At 38.9% G+C, this 21936-nt stretch carries 30 protein-coding genes and 2 pseudogenes; 31 read left to right on the plus strand and 1 reads right to left on the minus strand.

Features of this window, described 5'->3' with window-relative positions; translation table 11 throughout:
• The 21 genes and pseudogenes from I2F23_RS09620 to I2F23_RS09720 all read left to right on the plus strand — a co-directional run.
• Positions 1 to 191, plus strand: a pseudogene (locus I2F23_RS09620) (hypothetical protein); the annotation flags it as partial.
• Between the two features lie 10 nt (positions 192 to 201).
• Positions 202 to 486: a hypothetical protein gene (locus tag I2F23_RS09625; RefSeq protein WP_213014700.1), complete on the plus strand. Its 285-nt coding sequence runs from the start codon at positions 202 to 204 to the stop codon at positions 484 to 486.
• Positions 483 to 845: a hypothetical protein gene (locus I2F23_RS09630; RefSeq protein ID WP_195772388.1), complete on the plus strand. Its 363-nt coding sequence runs from the start codon at positions 483 to 485 to the stop codon at positions 843 to 845. The genes I2F23_RS09625 and I2F23_RS09630 overlap by 4 nt, the downstream gene beginning before the upstream one ends.
• Before the next feature lie 13 nt (positions 846 to 858).
• Complete coding sequence (locus I2F23_RS09635) at positions 859 to 1359, plus strand: hypothetical protein (protein WP_195772389.1); 501 nt, start codon at positions 859 to 861, stop codon at positions 1357 to 1359.
• A 699-nt stretch (positions 1360 to 2058) separates the two neighbouring features.
• Positions 2059 to 2730: a hypothetical protein gene (locus I2F23_RS09640; RefSeq protein ID WP_195772390.1), complete on the plus strand. Its 672-nt coding sequence runs from the start codon at positions 2059 to 2061 to the stop codon at positions 2728 to 2730.
• 96 nt (positions 2731 to 2826) lie between these two features.
• On the plus strand, positions 2827 to 3000 hold the full coding sequence (locus tag I2F23_RS09645) for a hypothetical protein (RefSeq protein ID WP_195772391.1): 174 nt from the start codon (positions 2827 to 2829) through the stop codon (positions 2998 to 3000).
• Positions 3001 to 3061: 61 nt separating this feature from the next.
• Complete coding sequence (locus tag I2F23_RS09650) at positions 3062 to 3277, plus strand: hypothetical protein (protein ID WP_195772392.1); 216 nt, start codon at positions 3062 to 3064, stop codon at positions 3275 to 3277.
• Between the two features lie 25 nt (positions 3278 to 3302).
• The gene (locus I2F23_RS09655) at positions 3303 to 3578 is read left to right on the plus strand and encodes a DUF968 domain-containing protein (protein WP_195772393.1); all 276 of its coding nucleotides are present in this window, start codon (positions 3303 to 3305) and stop codon (positions 3576 to 3578) included.
• A complete protein-coding gene (locus I2F23_RS09660; protein WP_195772394.1) occupies positions 3578 to 3739 on the plus strand; it encodes a hypothetical protein in 162 nt (53 codons plus the stop codon). Before I2F23_RS09655 ends, I2F23_RS09660 begins: the two co-directional genes overlap by 1 nt.
• A gap of 28 nt (positions 3740 to 3767) precedes the next feature.
• Positions 3768 to 4295 carry a hypothetical protein gene (locus tag I2F23_RS09665; RefSeq protein ID WP_195772395.1) on the plus strand — a complete coding sequence of 176 codons (528 nt, stop codon included), beginning with the start codon at positions 3768 to 3770 and terminating at the stop codon, positions 4293 to 4295.
• A gap of 50 nt (positions 4296 to 4345) precedes the next feature.
• A complete protein-coding gene (locus tag I2F23_RS09670; protein ID WP_195772396.1) occupies positions 4346 to 4666 on the plus strand; it encodes a hypothetical protein in 321 nt (106 codons plus the stop codon).
• Positions 4667 to 4728: 62 nt separating this feature from the next.
• Complete coding sequence (locus I2F23_RS09675; RefSeq protein WP_195772397.1) at positions 4729 to 5199, plus strand: terminase small subunit; 471 nt, start codon at positions 4729 to 4731, stop codon at positions 5197 to 5199.
• Between the two features lie 8 nt (positions 5200 to 5207).
• Positions 5208 to 6698, plus strand: coding sequence for a terminase (locus tag I2F23_RS09680; RefSeq protein ID WP_195772398.1), 1491 nt, complete (start codon positions 5208 to 5210; stop codon positions 6696 to 6698).
• Between the two features lie 9 nt (positions 6699 to 6707).
• A complete protein-coding gene (locus I2F23_RS09685) occupies positions 6708 to 8171 on the plus strand; it encodes a DUF4055 domain-containing protein (RefSeq protein WP_195772399.1) in 1464 nt (487 codons plus the stop codon).
• Complete coding sequence (locus I2F23_RS09690; protein ID WP_195772400.1) at positions 8155 to 9174, plus strand: minor capsid protein; 1020 nt, start codon at positions 8155 to 8157, stop codon at positions 9172 to 9174. Before I2F23_RS09685 ends, I2F23_RS09690 begins: the two co-directional genes overlap by 17 nt.
• Before the next feature lie 80 nt (positions 9175 to 9254).
• Positions 9255 to 9935, plus strand: coding sequence for a hypothetical protein (locus I2F23_RS09695; protein ID WP_195772401.1), 681 nt, complete (start codon positions 9255 to 9257; stop codon positions 9933 to 9935).
• A 3-nt stretch (positions 9936 to 9938) separates the two neighbouring features.
• Positions 9939 to 10958, plus strand: coding sequence for a hypothetical protein (locus tag I2F23_RS09700; RefSeq protein WP_195772402.1), 1020 nt, complete (start codon positions 9939 to 9941; stop codon positions 10956 to 10958).
• Between the two features lie 231 nt (positions 10959 to 11189).
• Positions 11190 to 11585 carry a protein singed gene (locus tag I2F23_RS09705; RefSeq protein WP_195772403.1) on the plus strand — a complete coding sequence of 132 codons (396 nt, stop codon included), beginning with the start codon at positions 11190 to 11192 and terminating at the stop codon, positions 11583 to 11585.
• A gap of 5 nt (positions 11586 to 11590) precedes the next feature.
• Complete coding sequence (locus I2F23_RS09710; RefSeq protein WP_195772404.1) at positions 11591 to 11965, plus strand: glutamate 5-kinase; 375 nt, start codon at positions 11591 to 11593, stop codon at positions 11963 to 11965.
• A gap of 2 nt (positions 11966 to 11967) precedes the next feature.
• The gene (locus I2F23_RS09715; RefSeq protein WP_195772405.1) at positions 11968 to 12387 is read left to right on the plus strand and encodes a hypothetical protein; all 420 of its coding nucleotides are present in this window, start codon (positions 11968 to 11970) and stop codon (positions 12385 to 12387) included.
• Positions 12384 to 12779, plus strand: a complete 396-nt coding sequence (locus I2F23_RS09720; protein ID WP_195772406.1) for a hypothetical protein — start codon at positions 12384 to 12386, stop codon at positions 12777 to 12779. The genes I2F23_RS09715 and I2F23_RS09720 overlap by 4 nt, the downstream gene beginning before the upstream one ends.
• 258 nt (positions 12780 to 13037) lie before the next feature.
• Here the strand turns inward: I2F23_RS09720 and I2F23_RS14085 are convergent.
• Positions 13038 to 13215, minus strand: a pseudogene (locus I2F23_RS14085) (DUF4236 domain-containing protein); the annotation flags it as partial.
• Positions 13216 to 13338: 123 nt separating this feature from the next.
• On the opposite strand from I2F23_RS14085, the gene I2F23_RS09730 reads away from it, so the two are divergent.
• The 10 genes from I2F23_RS09730 to I2F23_RS09775 all read left to right on the plus strand — a co-directional run bounded on the left by I2F23_RS09730 (position 13339) and on the right by I2F23_RS09775 (position 21929).
• Positions 13339 to 14268, plus strand: coding sequence for a phage tail tube protein (locus tag I2F23_RS09730; protein WP_195772408.1), 930 nt, complete (start codon positions 13339 to 13341; stop codon positions 14266 to 14268).
• Positions 14269 to 14271: 3 nt separating this feature from the next.
• Positions 14272 to 14715 carry a hypothetical protein gene (locus I2F23_RS09735; protein WP_195772409.1) on the plus strand — a complete coding sequence of 148 codons (444 nt, stop codon included), beginning with the start codon at positions 14272 to 14274 and terminating at the stop codon, positions 14713 to 14715.
• A 32-nt stretch (positions 14716 to 14747) separates the two neighbouring features.
• Positions 14748 to 14987 (plus strand): hypothetical protein, encoded by a 240-nt coding sequence (locus I2F23_RS09740; protein ID WP_195772410.1) that lies wholly within the window; start codon positions 14748 to 14750, stop codon positions 14985 to 14987.
• Positions 14988 to 15039: 52 nt separating this feature from the next.
• Entirely contained in the window at positions 15040 to 15384 is a 345-nt protein-coding gene (locus I2F23_RS09745; protein WP_195772411.1) for a hypothetical protein, read from the plus strand.
• 69 nt (positions 15385 to 15453) lie between these two features.
• Entirely contained in the window at positions 15454 to 19422 is a 3969-nt protein-coding gene (locus I2F23_RS09750; protein ID WP_195772412.1) for a tape measure protein, read from the plus strand.
• A gap of 25 nt (positions 19423 to 19447) precedes the next feature.
• A complete protein-coding gene (locus I2F23_RS09755) occupies positions 19448 to 19777 on the plus strand; it encodes a hypothetical protein (RefSeq protein ID WP_195772413.1) in 330 nt (109 codons plus the stop codon).
• Entirely contained in the window at positions 19777 to 20115 is a 339-nt protein-coding gene (locus tag I2F23_RS09760) for a phage tail protein (protein ID WP_195772414.1), read from the plus strand. Before I2F23_RS09755 ends, I2F23_RS09760 begins: the two co-directional genes overlap by 1 nt.
• A 59-nt stretch (positions 20116 to 20174) precedes the next feature.
• Positions 20175 to 20726 (plus strand): hypothetical protein, encoded by a 552-nt coding sequence (locus tag I2F23_RS09765; RefSeq protein ID WP_195772415.1) that lies wholly within the window; start codon positions 20175 to 20177, stop codon positions 20724 to 20726.
• On the plus strand, positions 20723 to 21094 hold the full coding sequence (locus I2F23_RS09770) for a hypothetical protein (RefSeq protein WP_195772427.1): 372 nt from the start codon (positions 20723 to 20725) through the stop codon (positions 21092 to 21094). The genes I2F23_RS09765 and I2F23_RS09770 overlap by 4 nt, the downstream gene beginning before the upstream one ends.
• Before the next feature lie 28 nt (positions 21095 to 21122).
• Positions 21123 to 21929 carry a phage minor tail protein L gene (locus I2F23_RS09775; protein WP_195772416.1) on the plus strand — a complete coding sequence of 269 codons (807 nt, stop codon included), beginning with the start codon at positions 21123 to 21125 and terminating at the stop codon, positions 21927 to 21929.
• The last annotated feature ends 7 nt before the right edge of the window (positions 21930 to 21936 follow it).

Raw genomic sequence — 21936 nt, forward strand, 5'->3', positions numbered from 1 at the left:
AAGAAATTCAGGTAAATAATAATCATCAAGAATATATTGATGACCTAAAACGTCTGATTGAGTCGCATGAGTTGGTTGAAAAAATGGGTGGAATTGAATGTTTAAAAGACATGGCTCTTTATGGGGTTACTCAAGAAAAATTTAGAGATCAACTAAAGCAAGCCATCGCTGATGTGGAGAGCTTTCAATAATGTGTCCACTATGCGGTCAACAAAAAGGTGGTTGGGCTTGTGGTTGGTGTGGCTGGACTCCAACAAGGAAGATTTTTCTATGAGTGAATATGAGGTAGGTGATTGGGTTTGTTTTAAAGAGTCAGGGCTACCCGAGTTCTATGGAAAAACTTACTGCATCTTTGGTCGCACGGCATACGGAATGCTCAACGATGAAGTTGTTATTTTGGATGGACTGAGTCGGAGAAGAGTGCATGAAAGTTCAATTAGACTTGCCACCCCAGAAGAAATCAAAGAAGGGAAGCGGTTGCCATGAATAAACATGACCTAAAACGTCCTAGAACAACCAATACAGCTAAGTCAGGTTCATTCGGTGAACGTGTTTTAGCAGCACAACTCGACTTAGAAAAGATTGAATATGACCTAGAGTTTAAGTTCCATCCACAACGTAGATGGCGAGCTGATTTTCGTATTACAGGTTATCCAGTGCTAGTTGAAGTTGAGGGCGGTACTTGGAGTAATGGAAGGCATAGCAGAGGATCGGGATTTGCTAAGGACTGTGAGAAATATAACGCTGCTGCGAAGCTTGGCTATTTTGTGATTAAGGGCACAACAGACCAAGTTAGATCGGGGCAGTTACTACAAGATATAAAAGAAATGATTCAGGGTATTTAAGGTGTTAGAAAACATGGGTGCAGCAATCAAGCAACAACATATTATGCAAGCGGTAGACTGGTCTAAGTATAGCCTTGAAGAGTGGTTATATCAGTTTGGAGCATGGCAGTATTCAACTTCAGGTACTTGCGGTAATAGCATTAATCCGATTGCTGTAGCTATGGATCAAGCTGTTGTGAAACGTAAGAAGTTTAAATTAGGTGTTAGGAAACAAAGACAGGTTATTGCTGACTATATGGTTAGTGATCTGGATATTCCTAAACCGAGAAGAAACAAGTTTGAATGCAATATTACTGACGATGAAGCAAGAGCAGTACAACACTTAATTTTAGACATGCAAGGTAAGTCTGAAATATTAGATGAGTGGCTAGATGCTGTGATTGATCGTTATTTTTATGGGAATTCTTGGTCAGAAATTGCAGTCGATAAAACTGTAAATGATGCTAGACAAGATGTTAAGTGTGGTTTGGCCGCTTTACATGTTCGTCATCCATTTATCCCATTCAGTAGTTGACCTTGCGCAAGGCAACTGCTATATTTGTGCTATAGTGAACGAAGTTATAGTAATTCACTAAGGCTTTAGGTAGTCATTCCCAAAATACTCGTCTTTTACTCATTTTAGGCGAGCGAGTTTATAGGCTAGATCGATCATGTGGCTAGCCTTTTTTTATGCGCGTGTTTTATGAATGAGTACGTTGAAGTTATTCCAATAATTTAAATATCGTATTATAATTTCCACCAAGATGGTCGTATTATTAATTATACTTAGTGGTTTGATTAGGTTGCGATCATCTACTTCGTTTTGGCTTGGATATCCAAGCGCCTGAAAAGGTTGCACTGTGAGTTAGCAGTGGGCGGAGAACAAATAGGCTCACTTTATGTGGGCTTTTTTATTGCCTGTAGATTGACCACCTGCAGAACATGCCATCGAGTAAAACTCTGAACTAGGGCTATTGGTATGCCCGACCTTAAAGGATTGAAAGCAAGTAAAGCAGACCGTGCATGTTAGGTTTGTGTGATTGTGAGTAGCGGTGTATTAGCAGTTGGCCGAGCTAATATGTCGAATGCTAAGGCTAACCTAACCGTACTATCAATTTTGGTAGTGCGGTTTTTTAATTAATGTATAATTGAGATAATGCATTTTTATCAATAAAAATAGATGGAAAAGATAACTGATTGGATTCAATTAAAATGTTCGTTAGGTATAGTGATTATGGGTTATATAGCCTATATAGTAATCATTATGGTCTTGTTGATAAATAATTTCAGCGGTTTTATTGCACCATTAACAACTCCCATGACATTAATCTTTGGTATATATGTTTGGAAATGGCAAGAAGGCCAAAAGAATCAGACTGCTGAAAAAAATGAAAAAATAAAAAAGTGCAAAGAAAGGGCTGAAAAGGTATTTCATACTTATATTAAATATGAGCGTTCAATCCAAAAAATACATAGACTTTATGAAAGTATTGGCGAGAAAGGTGATCATCAAGAACGTATAAAGTTTACAAGTCAAGTAATGGATAAACTTGGCAAAGAAATCTTAAATTATAATTCCTTATATGATGATATCTATTATGAAATATTATTAAGTTATTTTTTAATAGAAAAAGATGGTACGCAAAATGTTTACGAAAAATCAGTATCTATGACAAACATTTTTAAGGACTATAAATATTATGTACAACAGATTAGTCCCTTGCTTGATATTCATGATGAAAACCCTCTAAATAAACAACTAACTTTAACATTAGAGAAAACTAGATTGCATAAGAGAATAAAACATTTGGATTTTGGCTATGAAGAAGACAAAAGCAAAGTCATTTATACTAAGCCTAGACAAGCAATTAAAAAATTTTGTGAAGAAATAGAAAGCGCTTTTTAAAGATAATTTGAATTTAAGAACCACATTTTCAGTTTTGGCAATGTGGTTTTTTATTGTCACTAACAATCTGTCTCACTCAATAGTAAAGGAGTGCTTATGAACATCATAGAAGCACGTAAGCACTTAAAAAAATACCAAGTAGAGCTCAACAAATACCAAAGCTTATCTCGTGAATTAATGAGCTATGACGATTTAATTCATACAGACAAGAAGATTACCTATTTCAAGAAGTGCATAGCGAACATTAGAGAACAGATCAATGCTCACTAAGATATTCAGCATATTCGCATTCTTCATACAGTTTTTTAAACCCCAAAAAAAGGAAGTCATCATGACTGATTTAGAGCAACAACCACAAACAGCACAACCAGTAGCAGAACAATCTGCAGAAAGCACAATTACAACTATCGCAACAGAAGCGGAAGGCGTAATTAAAAAAGGTGTTGAAGATTTAGAAGCAGCTTACAACTTCACTCAGCATGGTGTTGATCTGCTAGGCCCTGATGCTAAGTCTGAACTCTTAACACTTGCGATTAAGTTTCTTTAATCCAATAGCTCAAGGATGAGCAACTATGCGAAGTAATCAACGTTTAAACGCGGTCAGATCATTGCCTTGTGTGAAGTGTGGTAGTCCTTACTCTCAAGCAGCACATAGCAATTTTACTGAGCATGGGAAAGGTCGAGGTATTAAGGCCAGTGATGAATACACGATACCGCTTTGCCATAAGTGCCATTATGAATTCGACACGTACTCAAGTATGAAGCGTGATGAGTCGAAGTTGTGGTTTGAACAGATGTTGGCTAAGACGAATCGAATGCTTAGTCTAGATGAGAGTGAGGTGTTCTGATGTTAGAAGTATTAGGTGTTTTATTTTTACTTGCTATAGCGTTCTTTGTGGGTTTTACGTATTGCTATGCAGATTTTAGAGAGTCTGCTGAAAATGGAAAAACTATCCTATTTCGTGGCGTACCTTATAAGATTGTGAAGCAACAATTAGAAGACAAGTAACCGGGTAACTAAACGTGGGGAAATGACGATGGATCTAAAACAAACATTCGTCATTAAGTCCTTTACTGATGTAATGAAAGTTCACTCATTTTTAGGTCAGCACCATAGTGAAGCAGTGAGTGATAGCAAGCCTCTAATTGTGAGAGTTGATCAAAAAGAAGAAACACGTACTAAAGCTCAAAACAGATTAATTCACATGTGGTTTGGTGAAATCGCTAAACATACAGGTGATACACCAGAGCAAATGAAGTTTCTAATGAAAAAGAAATTCTTTGCGTCAATCATAGTTCGAGATAATGAAGAATCAAAAGGACAATATGATTCAGTCATTCAATTTAAAAAAGTGATTGAACAATTAGATGAGAATGAGCAGAAGCACTACTGGGTGCAGTACAACAATCTTGTAAAAATGTTTGTTGAAGATCATTTAAAAACACACAAGGCAACAACTAAACAGCTATCAGAGTTTTGCGACAAGATACATGACTTTGCATTAATTAATTTGGGGTTATATTTAACGTGTCCTGATGATTTGAAGTGGGCGGTTGAAAGTTAGTCTAGTTAGGTTCATTATCAAAGCTCATTCAAGCAAGAGATTATAAAAATATGAGAATAGGTTGGCTTGGTGGCCCATACGAAGGAAAGGTGGTTAATGTACAAGATGAGCTTCGCTCAAATCCTTTAGATTGGGTTGCTTTTGATAAAAAGGTTACAAATAATTCAAGCTTCCCAAGAGCAATACATATGGGTATGCGTAAAGTTGAAGACAACCTAGAGCGATATAATTTAATGATGCTAAGCAAAGAAGGCGAAACAAGATTTTTTTATGTGCATATTGATGAAATAAATAAAGAGCATTTAAAAGAGAAGCTTGCCAATAATGAATATTGGGACTTATCAGATCCAGTCGGTTTTAATTTGGATTAGATGTTTATTTTTTAATAAGCCACCTCTGGGTGGTTTTTTACACCTAAAATCTGGAGAATATCATGGCGAACCTCACGCCTAAACAGCAAAGGTTTGTCGATGAATATCTGATAGACCTGAATGCAACACAAGCAGCGATTCGAGCAGGGTATAGCGAAAAGACAGCACAGGAGATAGGGAGCGAAAACCTATCAAAACCTATGGTCGCAAAAGCTATCGCAGAAGCCCAAAATCAAAGATCAGGTCGAACAGAAGTAACACAGGATTATGTATTAAGAACAATTGTAGAAACTATTGAGCGTTGTCAGCAAATACGGCCTGTACTTGACCGTAAAGGTGAGCATGTACTGATAGAAGCTGAAGATGGTGAGTTGAAAGCTGCTTATACATTTGATGCAACAAATGTACTCAAAGGTGCTGATTTACTTGGCAAGCATCTAGGCATGTTTAAAGACAAAGTCGAGCACAGTGGTGGTATTACAGTATCGTCTGTTGCCGACCTAATGGATGATATAGGAGATGATGATTTGTAGGAGGATCTATGCTCACAGATAAGCAGAAGAAACTTCTTAAAAATCGTTATTGGCGCTTAAACCATCTTTATAAGATTGAAGATAAGACTGGCAAGTGCATCACTTTTAAGATGACACCTGAACAGATCGAATACTTCGACAACATGCATGATCGGAACATTATCTTAAAAGCACGTCAGTTAGGGTTTACGACTGAAATGTGCATTATGCAACTTGACCTTGCACTATTTCATAGAAAACACTGTGCTTTGATTGCACACTCACTTCCTGATGCTGAGCGTCTATTTCGTAATAAGACACAATACGCTTATGAACGACTTCCTGACGATGTAAAACAAGCAAATCCAATTGTTAAAGCCAATACCAGCGAACTTGTATTTCAAAAAGGTGGCAGTGTCACTGTATCAACCTCATTTCGTGGTGGAACGCTGTATAGCTTGCATGTATCTGAGTTTGGGAAAATCTGTGCTAAGTATCCACAAAAGGCAAAAGAGATTGTTACAGGTGCATTTGAAGCGGTGCCATTGGGTGGAAAGATCACTTTAGAAAGCACAGCAGAAGGTAAGCAAGGTTATTTTTATAACTACTGCCAAGAATCTGAAAAGATGGCTTTGCTCAAAAAGGCTTTAAGTCCCCTAGATTGGAGGTTTTTCTTTTTCTCATGGTGGAAGAATCCACAATATGCGATTGATGTTATTGAGCCATTACCTGAACGGCTAGAGGCTTACTTTAGTGAGTTAGAAGTAAAGCATGGCGTTGTAGTCACTGAACGTCAAAAGGCGTGGTATCACTCGAAAGAAAAAACACTTGGTGAGGATATGAAGCGTGAATACCCAAGTATTCCTGCAGAAGCCTTTGCTCAGAGTGTTGAAGGTGCGTACTACAAGAATCAGTTTAAAGCGATCTATCAAGATGGCCGTATTGGCGCATTGCCTGACAACTCACATTTACCAGTAATGACCTTTTGGGATTTGGGTGTATCTGACTCGATGGCTATTTGGTTTATTCGTAAACTTTCAGATACGTGTTACCAGGTGATTGATTACTACGAAAACTCAGGTGAAGGCTTACGGCATTATTTCAAAGTGCTTAAAGACAAACCTTATAAATATTCTAAACATTACGCACCGCACGATATTAAAAACAGATCCTTATTGAACGATGCAAAGTCTCGCCTTGATGTGGCAAAAGAGGGCTACATGATTGATGGTGAGCTGTATTCAGTAAAGTTTGAAGTCGTTGAAAGTATTGGTGTGATGGATGGCATTGAGCAAACAAGGGAAATCTTAAAGTGCTGCGAGTTTGATGAGCATAAATGTGAGCAAGGTATTTCACACTTAGAGAACTATCGCAAAGAATGGAATGATAAAGCAGGATGTTGGAAAGACAATCCATTGCATGATCATACCTCGCACGGTGCAGATGCGTTTCGTATGTTTGGCGTGGCGATGAATAAGAAGGAAAAAATTGTTCAAGTGCCTGTCAGATTCTCATTTTAGGTTTTTATTATGGCTAATTATGAATTTCAAAGACCTGAGTATATTGAGGCTCAGGCAGCATGGACTTTGGTTAGAGACTGTGTGAAAGGGTCTAAAGCGATCAAAGCACAAGGCACAATTTATCTACCTATGCCTAATCCTGATGATAAAAGCGATCGTAACAAAGCTAGATACTATGCACTGCTTAAACGAGCAATGTTCTTAAACGTCACAGCACGTACAAAGGTCGGTCTGATTGGTGCAGTTTTTCGTAAGACAGCAGAAGTTAGTTTGCCTGATGAAATATCCTATCTGCAAGACAATGCAAGTGGTAATGGGCAACAGCTAGAACAACTTGCAAAGCGTAGCGTGGGTGAGGTTTTAGAGTCAGGTCGAGCAGGGATATTTACAGACTACGCAACGATTGATACATCGAACATTCTCAATACTGTAAAGGCTGCAACAGATGGGCAAAAAGCGTATATGCATCTGTATATCGCGGATAACATTATTAACTGGCGTGAAGATGTGATTAATGGTGTGAGCTGTCTTGTTCTTGTTGTGCTTCAGGAGAACTATACGGATGTTGCAGACGATGGGTTTACATTTACAACTCAGCTTCAGTATCGAGCTTTAACGCTAGAAAATGGTGTGTATCGACACAGACTGTTTCGTAATGGTGAAACCATTTTGGATTCTATACCTACCGATTATAGCGGTAAGTCATTTGATCACATTCCATTTCATTTTATTGGTTCTGAAGACAACGACTCTACAATTGATAAAGCACCTTTAGAGGATTTGGCAGAAGTAAATATTCTGCACTATGGGAACAGTGCCACAGTTGAAGAATCAGGTTTTATTTCATCACAGCCAACATTATTTTTTACCACTGATATAGCACAAGATGAATTTGAGAAATGGAATCCAAATGGTATCCAGGTCGGATCTACATCAGGCTATTCACTAGGTAAACAGGGGCAGGCTAATCTTGTTCAAGCAGAAGAATCACAGCTTGCTTTAAAGCTTATGGAACAAAAAGAAAGCCAAATGTTAATGATTGGTGCTCGTATTGTTCAGGGTGCAGGGCAAGCAGAAACAGCCGAAGCTGTTCGTATCCGTTATTCAAGTGATAACTCGATATTAGGTACTGTTGCAGGGAATGTATCTGATGCAATCAAAAATGCAATTATTGATGCGCTACTTTATATGAAAGGCAATAGTAATGCAGATGATGTGACGTACTGGCTGAATCAAGAGTTCTTTCCTGAAACAATGGCTGCACAAGATATCTTGGCGCAAATTCAGTTGTGGCAAAAAGGCATTATTGCAAAGTCAGACATTAGAACAAGTTTGCGACAAGCAGATTTACTTGATGCTGATCGGAGTGATGATGAAATTGATACTGAGCTTCAAGATGAGCCACCGATTCAAGGTGATGCGCTAGGAAGCTTAAACACGAATCAAGGTGCATCAAATGGCACAGGTGAATGATGCGGTTACTCGCCATCAGATCTATATTCTGAGATATGGGAATGGTTTGTTTAAAGACCTTGTTCCATATCTCGAAAAAGCCATTAAAGTGGCTAAATTAGCTCTTTTTGACCTAGGTGATGGTTACTCACAAGAGTTAAGAATAAAACAGCTACAAGATGATTTGAGTGCAATCTACAAAGAGATGCATGATCGTGGGATTGACTTGTTTTCAAGTTTTGCGAATTACGAGGCATCTTTTAATGAAAAGCTACTTAACCAGGAAACAAAACCTGATGTTGGTGTTCAATCAGCGAATGTAGATGATATTGCGACAAGACCACTCAAGCTTGAGGTTGGCCAAGGAACACAAAGCATTAATATCACAGGTGCATTGCAATCTTTAGGGATTAAGCAGTCAGCCGATATTATTTCTGAAATACATTTAGGCAGTGCAAATGATGAGAATATCAATGATATTGCCAAACGTATTGATGATGGTGTTACGAAATATAAGCAACAGCTACAGTCAGTCGCATTAACACTCACCAATCATGTAGCGACTGAAGCACGATTAGACACGTTCAAAGCCAATAGCGATATTTTAGATGGTTGGCGCTGGGTATCTACACTCGACAGTCGAACCTCAGCGATATGCCAAGCAAGAGATCAGGAAATATTGCCCTTAGATTCAACTATCAAACCACCAGCACATTATCGTTGTAGATCGACATTGGTTCCTGTGATTAAAAAACAGTATGCAGTTGATGTTGATTTTAAACGCCCTGCGGTTGGAGCAGATGGAACACAGCAAGTCAGCGCAAAGACTTCATATCAAGATTGGCTAGCAAAACAGCCGTCATCATTTCAGAAAGATGTATTAGGGCCTACACGTGCAAAGTTATTCAAAGATGGGAATCTGACACTGGATAAGTTTATTGATAGTGACGGTAATACGCTGACACTCGATGAGCTTAAACAAAAAGAGCCTCAAGCATTTAAACGTGCAGGGCTTGCCAACTAATTTAAACAAAGAAATACGCCACCTTTCGAGGTGGTTTTTTTATGCCTGATGGTCGGGCACAAATTTACTTGGAGTAAATCATGAAATACAAAATCAATGCTGAAGAATTTGCTGGACTTTCTGAGGAGTTTAAAAAACTCTACGAACAAAGCGGTGAAGAATATGTTCTGAAGGTAGATGGTCTACCACAGCAAGAAGATGTTGCAGGGCTTAAAGCAAGTCATCAAAAGTTACTTGATGAAAAGAAAGCTGAAGCAGAAAAGCGTCGTATTGCAGAAGAACAGGCACGAAAAGAAGCGGAAGAACGCGCAAAAAAACAGGGTGATTTTGAGCAGCTTTCCAAATCTTATGAGCAAAAGCTTCAAGAGCAAGAATCTAAATACCAAGCATTGATTCAAAAAAATGAACAGCGAGAGATTCAAGCGACAGCCAATCGTATTGCAGGAAAAATTGCTGATGGACCTAACGCTGAAATCATTTCTGAATTTATCTCAAAACGCCTCAAAGTTTCCGAGGGTGTGGTGCGTGTTACTGATGATGCAGGGACATTAACCATTAGTTCAGAAGATCAGCTTGCCGATGAGTTTAAAAGCAATCCTCGCTATGCCTCATTGGTGCGTGGAAGTCTTGCTACAGGCGGTGGTGCGACAGGTTCAAATGGCGCAACAAATAAACCATTCAAAGAAATGAACGACGAAGAGCGACTTCAGCTTTACAAACAAAACCCTGAAAAATTCAATCAATTAGTAAAAGGTGCTTAATCCATGGCAATTAATACAATCAACTCGATCATCACAGGTAAACTTCCTGTTCTTGCATCGTATTTAACAGAAGATCCAGTTGAGAAAACAGCATTTTTCCAATCAGGTATCTTAACAGCAACACCTTATGCACAAGAAATTGCATCAGGCCCATCATCAATTGCAGAAATCCCATATTGGAAGCCAATTGATGCAAGCCAAGAACCAAACTACTCAAATGATGTAGCAACTGACATTGCACAAACAAAAGCCGTGCAAACAGATGAAATGTTTTGCCGTGTTGCTTATCTTAACGATGGTTTTGGACAAGCAGATTTAACAGTCGAGCTTACTTCGAAAAACCCTCTACAGTCTATCGCTTCACGTTTAGACGATTATTGGCAGCGTCAGATTTCAAAGCGTCTCATTGCAACCACACTCGGTATTAAAGCTGAAAATGTGTTAAATGGTGCTAGCGATATGATTATCACTGCGCCAAAAGGTTTTGATGCTGGTGCATTTATTGATGCGACACAAACACTAGGTGATGCATTGGGTACAGGCACGCTTGCTGGTATCGGTGTGCATTCTTACGTATATGGTCAAATGCGTAAAGAAGGTCTAATCGACTTTATTCGTGACAATGACAACAACACACTTTTTGCAACTTACCAAGGTTCACGAATCATTGTTGATGATGGAATGACTGTGACAGGTCAGGGTGCAGATCGTGTATTTACAAGCGTACTCTTTGGTAGTGGCTCAATTGGTTATGGTGATGGCTCTCCAGAGAATCCATTGGAATATCAACGTGACGCATCAGCAGGTAATGGTGGTGGTATTGAGAAACTTTGGACGCGTAAAACAGTGTTAATTCATCCGCTTGGTTACTCATTCACTTCAAATACGATCAGTGGTAATGGTGCATCTGATAATGGCAAAAAATCTGCATCGTTATCTGACTTAGCACTTGCTGCGAACTGGCAACGTAAATACGAGCGCAAGCTTGTTCCATTGGCGTTTTTAGAAACCAAAGTTGCTTAAATCTTTATGCCTCACATGATGTGGGGCTTTTTTATGGGAGTAAATATCATGGCTAAGGGTCTACCTCATTCTACGGCTGATTTACAGGCACAGATCGATACACTCAAAGCGCAAGTTGCTGCACTTCAAGCAGCACAAACGAAGCCTTCAGCATGAGAAATAATGTAATTAAAGAACAGGTTCGCATTGAGCCTGTTTTATCCAATAAAGCACAGGCAGGGTTAGAGAATAATGACGACCTTCATCACAAGCGACCAAGTGGACGAAGTTCTCGGGAGCAGTTGGGCAAGCGACCAAGCAACAAAAAACAAGGCAGTCCTGAAAGCTAATGCATACATGACAAGTTTGCGTCTTATGAACTTTGATCCAACAAATATTCCTCAAGATATGATTAATGCAGGGGCTTACATTGCATCGGTAGCAAGTAGTGGCCAACTATTTGCACAAAAAGAAAATTCAGGTGTTGTGCTATCAAGTATGGTGAAAGCAGATGGTGTTGAAACAGCGGAAACATACGCTAGCATCAATACAGAAAACGAAAGCTTATTGCCTGACGATTTACAGTTAGCCCTTGCGCTACTTTCTAGCTATAGATCAAATCCACTCGCATTTAATATATTTCGGTGATTGATATGGGCATTCGAGATAAGGTTCAAAGTCGGCTAGGTAAGGCATTTAATACCAAGCTGTCAGATGCAGTGGATACTTTCGCCTGTTCCAAAGTCACTTACTCAGGCAAATACAATCCTGTCACTGAGCAGTACGAAGGTGAGCAAACCGTAACGTATCAAGGTCGTGGGGTATTGTTTGGCTCGTATCAAAAAGACCTAGTAAAGCCGAGCGATTATCAAGCAGATGATGCAAAAGCCACACTGCTACAAAATGAAGTGACTGCAACACCTGAAATTGATGATGTTTGGGTAACCAGTAAGGGTAATTTTAAGATTATCAATATTGGTGCTGACCCAACGGACAGTATTTGGAAAGTTCAGTTGAGGAAGGTGTGATTATGGGCTGGACAGTAAATCCAAGTGACTTTTCAAAGATGGTTGAATCTGACCTCACTGAAAGACAACGAGCTATTGCCTTGACTGCTTTGACAGGAATCGTGTACCAATCGCCTGTAGATAAGGGCGTATTTCGTGGCTCTCATAATCTGAGTATTGGACAACCTGATTACAACTATAACCCTAACAATGCCGATAAGACTGGACAATCAACCATCTCGAAAGGGATTTCTAAACTTAACGGTCTTGTACCATTTACCACGGTATACATTCAAACCAATGCACCACAAGCCATGAAGATTGAATATGGTGGTTTCAGTGAAAAACCTGAAACCCCTAAAACAATTAACGGTTATTCAAAGCAAGCGCCTAAAGGCTTATATGGCTTAACGTTTCAGCTTATACAAGAGAAATATAAATGATGACACTCACACAGGCTCATACCGCTTTACTTGAGCGTGTGAGTCAATTCACTGGTATAGATCAAAGCCGTATCCTATACCCACAGAGCAAACAGCCATTTACGGTACCAACAAGTGGTTTGTGGTGTTCAGTTGATATTCTTGCAAGCCAATCGCTAATTAGTGGTATTGCAGATGGTCCACAGACGCGCAGAACATCAATTATTCAAATTACATGCTATGCACGACCAAATACAGGGTTAAATGCATTGAATAGTCTGGTTGATGCTTGGCTAAGTCATTTGGAGTATTACCAAGTAGAAAAGCTCGAAAGTTTAAATGGCGAAGTCGTGCAGGATGAAAATACAGATTTCATCCTGCGATATATTCGGGTGCCTTATCGTATTAACTAATAGATATTTAATCTGTTTTTTGATGTATAGAGGTTTTAATACTTAAAGTATCATTTGGATTTTGGCTATTAGCAATACCTTGGTCATTAGATGTTTGTGTATTGATATTTTTATTTATAGAAGTATCACTCTTATTTGAAAATAGCCCAATTACAATCAAGCCCATAAAGAAAATAAATACTAGTGTGAATAGTATTTTTAAGAGGCTAGGTCGTTGAGGTGGATTATCGACCTTATTGTGATTTTGTGAGTGAGGCTTATATGAGCTGTAAGACAATCCGCTTCCAGGTATGCCAATTGTTGAGCGAGTTCCTTTCTTATTAATATTTACTGAAGCGCCTTTCTTTCCAATCGATACGCTTGTAAAACCATTTTTCCCAATATTTACCTTTAGTCCTGGAGCTATTTTTAATGATTTTCTGTACCTAAATCCCATTTTATTTTCCTTGTATTTGCCTCAAATAGCATAGCAGTAAATGTAAGAAAATAACTTGATACGCTACAAAACTTTTATTGCCGCATCTAGCGGTTTTTTTACGTCTAAATCTTGGAGAATGCCATGAGCTCAGGTGCTCGTATTAAACTCTACTACTGTGCCGAAGATACACCAGGCACAACCCCAAGCACACCAGTTTGGAAAACCGTACGTCGTGTTAATGATGGTCTGACCGAGAATGTCACCACTGCAAAATCTGACAGTGTTGTCGATACACGATTCCGTCAAGGCGGTATGGCCACTGAATCAGAAATTACAGGTACGTTAGAAGTCGAATTATCCGTGGGTCTATTCGATGAGTTCTTGTCAGCAGTGGCAATGAATGATTGGAACAGTGACGTACTCAATTTCGGTGGTAACACACGTAAAACATTTACCTTCGTCAAAGTCTTTGATGATATTGGTCAGGTCTTTATTTACCGTGGTGTACGCTTCAACCAAGCAACAATTAGTATTCAGACCACAGGTAAGATTTCAACAAAGTTCAACTTGATGGGTACTGACTTTGAACGCGCGTCAGCAAATCCAGTCACCAACCCTCAACCTGTTGCTGATTCTGTCATTGTATCGGCTTTAAATGTAGGTGCATTGACTGTAAATGGTCAAAGTGTTGTGGGTACAGCTTGTCTACAATCGGCTGAATTGACCGTTAATAATAACCTTGAAGCAATTCGCTGTATCGGTAGTCAAAAGCTATCTGCTCAAACGTATTTAGAAAAGATGGTCGATATTACATTGAATACGTCGTACTCATTTTCGGCTCAATCAGCGACCTACATCGACTACATCAAAACTCGTGCAACGATGCCAGTGCACTTTGAAATTGCAGATCCAAAAGGGAATAAGTATGCCTTTGACTTCCCACAACTTGAGGTTGCAGAAGCCAATCACCCTGACGGTGGTGCAGAAGATATGATTAACGTCAGCATCAATTATAATCACATCAAAGTGTCACCAACCATCACACGTACGTTAGCTAAAACAGGAGGTTAATACATGCTGATCAAGATTGAACAACCGCCTAAAGCTGAGTTCTCACAAGTTTGGTGTGAGTATAAAGATGGGGTTCGACTGCTCATTGCTAGTTCAAATAAACCATCATTTAACCGTGCACTTGAACTGAATAACATGCAAGCTGAACAAGAGCTGCAAGGTGCCAAAGCAATTACAGATGATACGGCAGAAGGCTCTAAGTTAGCCTTTAATCGTGCAATCTCACATCTATTACTTGGCTGGACTGGTATTGATGCAGAGCCGAACAAACCATTTGAGTATAGTGCTAAAAATGCTGAGATTCTATGTACACAAACGCAAGAGTCATTAGAGATAGCGACATTTGTTATCAATAAAGCATTTGAGCTTGAAAAGGATCGTACAACTACACTGGCCGAAGAGGTGGGAAAGTCCTCAGACTCTACGAGCAAAGAAAGTACGGAATAACGACTGAGCACCAAAGAAAACAACGTGAGGCTTTGGGGCTTAAAGCGCCTGAGCCAATCAAACCAAGTTTTACCGCATCTTATATTTTAGGTGCGTTTAACATTATTTCTCGCTCACGTCGTTATATCGAAGCGATACCACTTGATCTATCACTACAAGATATTCAGGCGTACTTTGAAGTGTACGGCTGTGATATTGAAACGGTGGTATTTGTAGAAAGTATTTTTGCTTTAGATGATAAGTTTTTGAAAGATGCGAGGACTACTAAATAGTAGTCTTCAGCTTTAAAATGCCTTATATTTGCTTTAATAATTAGGAGTGAATATGAAAAAAATAATTTTAGGGTGTTTAATTTTTCTTACGGTTAGTAGTGCTTTCGCTGGAACAAAAGTAGACGAGGAACGTATTGATAAATTTTGTAGTGGCATGGCAGACTTTGCCCGTACAATTATGGAATCGCGTCAAACAGATGGGAGTATTTCTAATGATATTCACTTTATTAATGACTTTCCCAATATTAGAGATTCGTTAAAAGATTACTATAGAAATATTGTCTATAGTGCATATGCTGAGCCGAGATGGGAAACAGAGGAAGCGAAGAAAAATGCTGTTAATGAGTTTGCAAATCAGAAGTACTTAAGATGCGTTAAAGTCATGAAAGATGACTAAACTATATTACCTGATTAATAAAACCCACCAAACGGTGGGTTTTTTATTGCCTAAAATTTGGAGAATGCTATGGCAGAGTCTAAAAGCCGTTTAGTTATTGAAATTAGTGCTGAGAATGCCAAGCGTAATGCTGATGCTCTGTCTGAAGCTCTAAAGGAAGCAACTAAGAGTGGTAATGACGCATCTAAAAGTGCCGATACACTCGGGAAGTACTTTAAAAATGCATCTGGCTCAATAGTTGATGCAAGTGGTAAATTTTTATCAGCATCGAAAGTTGCAAAGCAACTAGGTGTTTCTATAAATGATTTAAATACAATACTTCCTGAGTACCAAAAAAATGCAAAACAAGCGGGAGATTCATCGAATGAGTTTGCTAAATCTTTAGGTGGCATTGGAGACTCTGCGAAAAAATCAACTCAAGAGACAGCATTACTTGCTAATTCAGCTAAGAAATTAATTGGAGCATTTGCAGGATATTTAACAATATCTGAAGCGATTCAAAAATCAGATGTGTATACAGGGTTACAAAACAGACTAAAGCTAGTAACTCACTCCCAATCTGAGCTAAATCAGGCAATGACTGATACATTTAAAATTGCTCAAAATACTCATCAATCTTGGGAAAGTGCAGCTCAGGTATATCAAGGATTTGCAAACAATGCAAAAGCACTTGGTTTAACGATGCAACATACAGCACAAATTACTGAGACAGTATCTAAAGCGATTGCAATTAGTGGATCTAGTGCAATGGCATCTGAAGCAGCATTGGTTCAGTTTAACCAAGCACTATCATCAGGGGCATTGCGCGGTGAGGATTTAAACTCTGTTCTTGAGCAGGCTCCGGGACTTGCAAAAGCTATTGCTCAAGGTATGGGAATCACAGTTGGCCAGCTACGTACAGTTGCTGCAACAGGTGCAATTACTTCTGAAGCAATCGTTAAAGCACTTGATAAATCTAAAGCATCTGTAGATCAACTTTTTGCTAAGACATCACCAACGCTCGGTCAGTCATTTACTGTATTAAGTAATGAGGTCACCAAGTTTGTAGGTGAAACAGGTAAGGCAAGCGGTAGTGCAAAAGCGCTCGCAGATGGTATTCAGCTTATTGCAAATAATTTCAATACCTTTGCTACACTTGGTATATCTGCACTTATGGGCATGATTACGGCACAAATCGTCAAGCAAACTATTGCCATAGGCACAAGTATTATTACTTGGAATGCTGAAACGCGTGCTGTACTTGCAAATAACGCTGCAAAAATGACAGCACTTACAGTTGGGCGCTCATTGATAGGTGTGTTGGGTGGTCCTGTAGGTTTAGGTGTAACTGTTGCAGGTGCGGCAGCAGCCTATCTTTTAATGAGAGATAGCACCAGTCAATCAACCCAAGCATTAATAGAAAACTCTAAATATGCTCAACAGACCACAGCAGATTTACTTAAATTGCAAGGTGCACAAAAGAGAGGCGCACAAGAAGATTTAGGTAAGACCTATGGTGATTTAGCTAAAAAGATGAAAGAGCTGTCTGGTCAGTATAATGCTCAAGTTATTGATATTCAGAACAGCAATAAAGAAAATTATCAGGTTGTTGAAATATCTAACAAGGTTCGACAGGGTATTATCAGTAAAGGTGAAGCTTTAAGAGAATTAAATAAGATTCCAACAGTTACGCCTGATCAAATAGACAAGTTAAGTGATTTATATGACCAGTACACCGATACAAGCAAAACGCTTCTAGATGTTAAAGGTAAACTAGATTCGTTAAAAACAGGTATTGATCAAAGTTCTGAAGCAGCACGACAAGCAGCCGCAAATCAGGAAATGTACAACCAAAAAATACGTGACTTGAAAAAGCTAACAGATACTCAAAATCAAAAGACACAGTACCAACTTGGCAATGAAAAGTTGAATGGTTCTACGGAAAGAGGTTCTAGATGGAATGATTTTATTCTTAAATTTAGAGAAGATAACAAGCTTTCATTCAATCAAAATCTAACGAAAGAGCAGTATGATATTGCTGCGAAACAATTTGATTTGCAAGAAAAGTTGAAGAACCTTCAGGATGATAATAGCAAAGCAATCAAAGAGCAGACAAAAGAGAAAGAGCGTCAAGCCGTTCTTGATCTTAGTGCAAATGAGCAACTTGCTCGAGGTTATCAAATCTATCAAGCTTTTTTAAAAGCTGGGCTAGGAAAAAACCAAGCTCTTGCAATGGCTGCACAGGTTGGTCGTGAAAATGACTTTAATGACAAATATTTGTTTGGTTCTCATACTGATGCGAACAACAAAAAAACAAATGTTGGTATGTTTTCATATCAAGGAGACAGAGCAACTGATCTTATACGTGAATTACGCTCAAAAGACCTATTGAATGATGATGGCACTATTAAAAATAACCAGAGTGCTATTGATGCACAAGCAAAATTTGCAATCCGTGAAATCACAACAAATGGTTCATATAAGCAGACTAAGAATGCCCTGACTAATGAATCATTGAGCCAATCTGAATTGTCTAAGATCATTGGAACCAATTACGTTAGATGGGATTATAACGGTAATAAAATTGGTGCAAGTAAGGCAGAAGGTGCGAAAGCAAAAGAGCAGAACTATCGAAATCAGTTAGCAAACATAGTTAACAAAAATGGTGATTCAAGCGATCTTGATATTAGCAAGCTTGGTGCCGATGAGGATAAGCTTTATGAAATCAAACTTCAACTTGCTGAAAAGTTCTACACCAAAGATCAAAAGTTACAGCAAGATCATGATAAAGAACTTCGTGATATCCGCCTAACCTACACAGGAAATGAGCAAACAGAAAAGTTAAAGCAATCTGAGTCGCAGTTTCAGAATCAGAAGAAGCTAAACGATCTGCAATTTGAGCAATCTGTAAATGGTTGGGCTTGGGTGGGTGAGCAGAAAATCACTAAAGATGCTGAAGTCAAAAAAGCTATTATTGACTCAACAATTGATTTAACTGATAAGCAAAAAGAGCTTGCCAAAAAAGGCATTGATGATCAGGCGAATTATGAAATTAATACTTTTAGAAAGACTCAAGCACTAAAAGTTCAGGATTTGCAGACTAAGATTAATCAGCAACTCGGAAAAGCTCAAGCTGGTGCATTAGATACACAAGCTAAAAATAAACTAACAAGTAGTCAATATGAATCTTGGAATCTTCAAAATCAATACAGTGATGAATTAAGTACTGCATCTGATGATCATGATAAGAGCGTACGAGATATCAATAAGATGAATGATAAGGGTGATTATGAAATAGCTGATACGCAAAAGAGACAAGAGCTAATTATGCAAGCTCACGAAGCATATGAAGCTAGAAAGTTTGAAATAACTGAAAAATACACTCAAAAAGCTAATGATCTAAGTACAGCTCAAACATCTGAACAGTTATCAGCTTATGGAACAATGTTTGGTGGCATGGCAACTTTAGTGAAGGGTTTTGCCGGTGAATCAAGTGGTGCTTATAAGACAATGCTTGCAGCACAAAAGGCAGCTAATTTAGCCAGCGCTATTATGAGTGGTTATACAGCAATATCTGCTGCATGGGGTTCAGCTCCTTTTCCTGCTAACTTGCCTGCGGTAGCTGCTGCAACGGTTAAAACTGGTGTTTTACAAGCTGGTATCGAGGCTGTATCCGTTGGCTTTTCTGATGGTGGTTATACAGGTCCAGGTGGTAAACATGATGTTGCTGGAGTAGTCCATGCGGGCGAGGTTGTATTCTCACAAGCTGATGTGGCTCGACTAGGTGGTGTATCTGCAGTTGAGGGTATCCGTAAGGGTATCAAAGGCTATTCTGATGGTGGCGTGGTGGGTGGTGTTTCTAGCTCTATTTCAAGCCAGTTGAGTAGTAATAGTCAGCAACAGGGCGATGTCAATATTGAAGTAAATGTCACAGGTTCAGGTACAGCAACATCAGGTGGAAATACTGATAATCAAAAACAGCTAGGGCAAATGATTGGAAATGCAGTGCGTACAATCATTCGGCAAGAACAACGACAAGGAGGGCTACTGAGTAAGTAGCCTTTTTTATTATCTAGAGAATATTATGAAAGCAATTCAATTCAAGAACGCAGTTGGAGTAGTCGGTAATCATCACGAAGTATTGAGTTTACTTGGTGGCCAGATCAGCTATGTTGGAATCCGTAAACCACAACAGATAGCCATCTCTTATAGACGTAATGACTTCAATGCAGAAATCCACTTTGGCGACTGGATTATTGAGAAAGATAACAAAGAGATTGTAATTCTAAGTCATGATGAATTTTTAGCATTGCATTCAATTAGTTTGGAAACGCCAAATTTAAATCAAATTATTCATGATGCGATACAAAAAATAATACGTGATGAAAAACGACAAGGGAGCTTATTATCTTAATGAGCAACAGACAATTCACATTCAAATCTGACTTAGATGGCAACTCAAATACCCAAGCCTTTAACACACTGTCTAATGTATTTGGTGATGGGTATGAGCAACATGCATCTGTCGGGATCAATAATCGAAAAGGGCAGTGGAGTTATCAACGAACCGCGTTAAAAGATGAAATCTTAGCGATTAAAGCGTTCTTTGATGATCATAAAGGGGCAGATTCATTTTTGTGGGAGTCACCACTTGATGGCACAGTTCGAGTGAAAACAGATACAAGCTATACGCCTACATGTTTGGGCGGTAGTGTTTGGCGAATCTCAACCACATTTAAACAGCAGTTTTAAAATCAAATTAATGAGTGCACCGAAAGGTGCTTTTTTTATGCCTAAAATTTGGAGTCGATATGGCGAAGCAAATAGTAAATATTGGTGCAAATGCCAATGATGGTTCAGGGGATGCTGCACGTACAGCATTTACGAAGTTGAATCAGAATATGAATGAAATTTATGGTGCACTAGGAAATGGCACTACCTTGTTTAATGCTATTCAGCAAGGTGGTGGTACTGGGCAAGATTCAAATAAAATTTATATCGGTTGGTCTGGTTCAAGCTTAAAGGCGCAAGTCGATAATGTTGATTTAGGCATAGTCCAGACTGAATTTTCTAATATTATGTTAGGTATTAAACAGACATTTAAATCTGTTACAAATGGTCGGTCTTTAGGTACGACTTATACGAATAGCACTAATAAACCTATTATGGTATCTGTAATCCTTAGTAATGTTGCAAGTGGCACTCAAGTCATTTGGTATGTTAATGAGGGTGCAATTTGTGCAAGCACACAAACAGTTGCAGTAACACAGTTACCGATCACATTCATTGTTCCACCAGGACAAACTTACAAAATAACATCAAGCACAGGGTCAATTGGATCATGGATGGAGTTGAGCTCATGAAATATTATAAGTTGAACGATGAGGTATATGCATTTGAATCAGACGGCTCTCAAGACGATTACATCACATCAGATATGGTCTTAATGACGGCTGAGGAAGTTGATCGCCACTTGAATCCTCAGAACTATTTAACTGATGAACAAAAGCTTCAAATTAAAAAAGATGGCAATTTACAAAAAGCACAGTCTGAATATGACATTGCCACATTAAAGATTGATGCACTCTCACAACAAATCGAAGATGAAGATGGTGATATCAAAACACTCGAGTCTACGAAAAGCACGTGGACAGATTACCGAAAATCTTTAAGGGCCTATCTTAAAACCGATGGATCGGGCGATTTGCCAGTATCACCACAAGCCACTTAAACAGTGGCTTTTTTAATGGGAGTTCATCATGTCTTTAACTTCTGATGTACAAAAGCTCTATGTTGATGGTCTGATTACACTGTTTGAATTAGATGCTACAAACTTAGGTGCTGGTGTACTGCGCTTTCACGGTCATATTTCTTATCAGGATTGGCAACGTATCTATGCAACAGTCGATAGTACAAGTATCACTGCAGATTCAACCTCAATTCATGCTGATAAGTTATTTGATACTGGCACTGAGCAAGTGTGGTACCGCAATATTATTTTTAATGGTCAAACTTATGAGCCAATGGCCCTACAGGTTGATGGCTTAGAAATGAGTTCAACAGGTAAAGCTTCTACACCCACACTGACGATGGCCAACAGCATTAATGGGGTACAAGGCGCAGTCTCTGCTTACTGTTTAAACTTTGATGATTTTGCCGGGGCAAAGCTAAAAGTGATTCGTACTTTTGCGAAATACTTAGACAGTGAAAACTTTAGCCAGGGCAATCCGCATGCCGATGTGAATGAGTCTAAAACTCAAGTTTGGTACATCGAGCAAAAGACTTCTGAAAACATTCAAACAGTGGCATTTGAGCTGTCTAACCCAATTGACTTTCAAGGCTTAAAAATCCCTGTGCGTAATATTACAGGTTATTGCCAGTGGGCGATTGATGGCTACAGAGGTGAGCAATGTCAGTACACCGGTATGAAGTATTTCACAGATAAAAATGAAGCCACTGATGATCCAAGCCAAGACAAGTGTGTAGGCAATTTTAAAGCGTGTAATAACCGTGATAATACGCCTAACTATGGCGGTTTCCCTGCATCGAGCTTGATAGGAAAGTGATATGGAT

Source organism: Acinetobacter pollinis (genome assembly GCF_015627175.1).
Classification (GTDB): Bacteria; Pseudomonadota; Gammaproteobacteria; order Pseudomonadales; family Moraxellaceae; genus Acinetobacter; species Acinetobacter pollinis.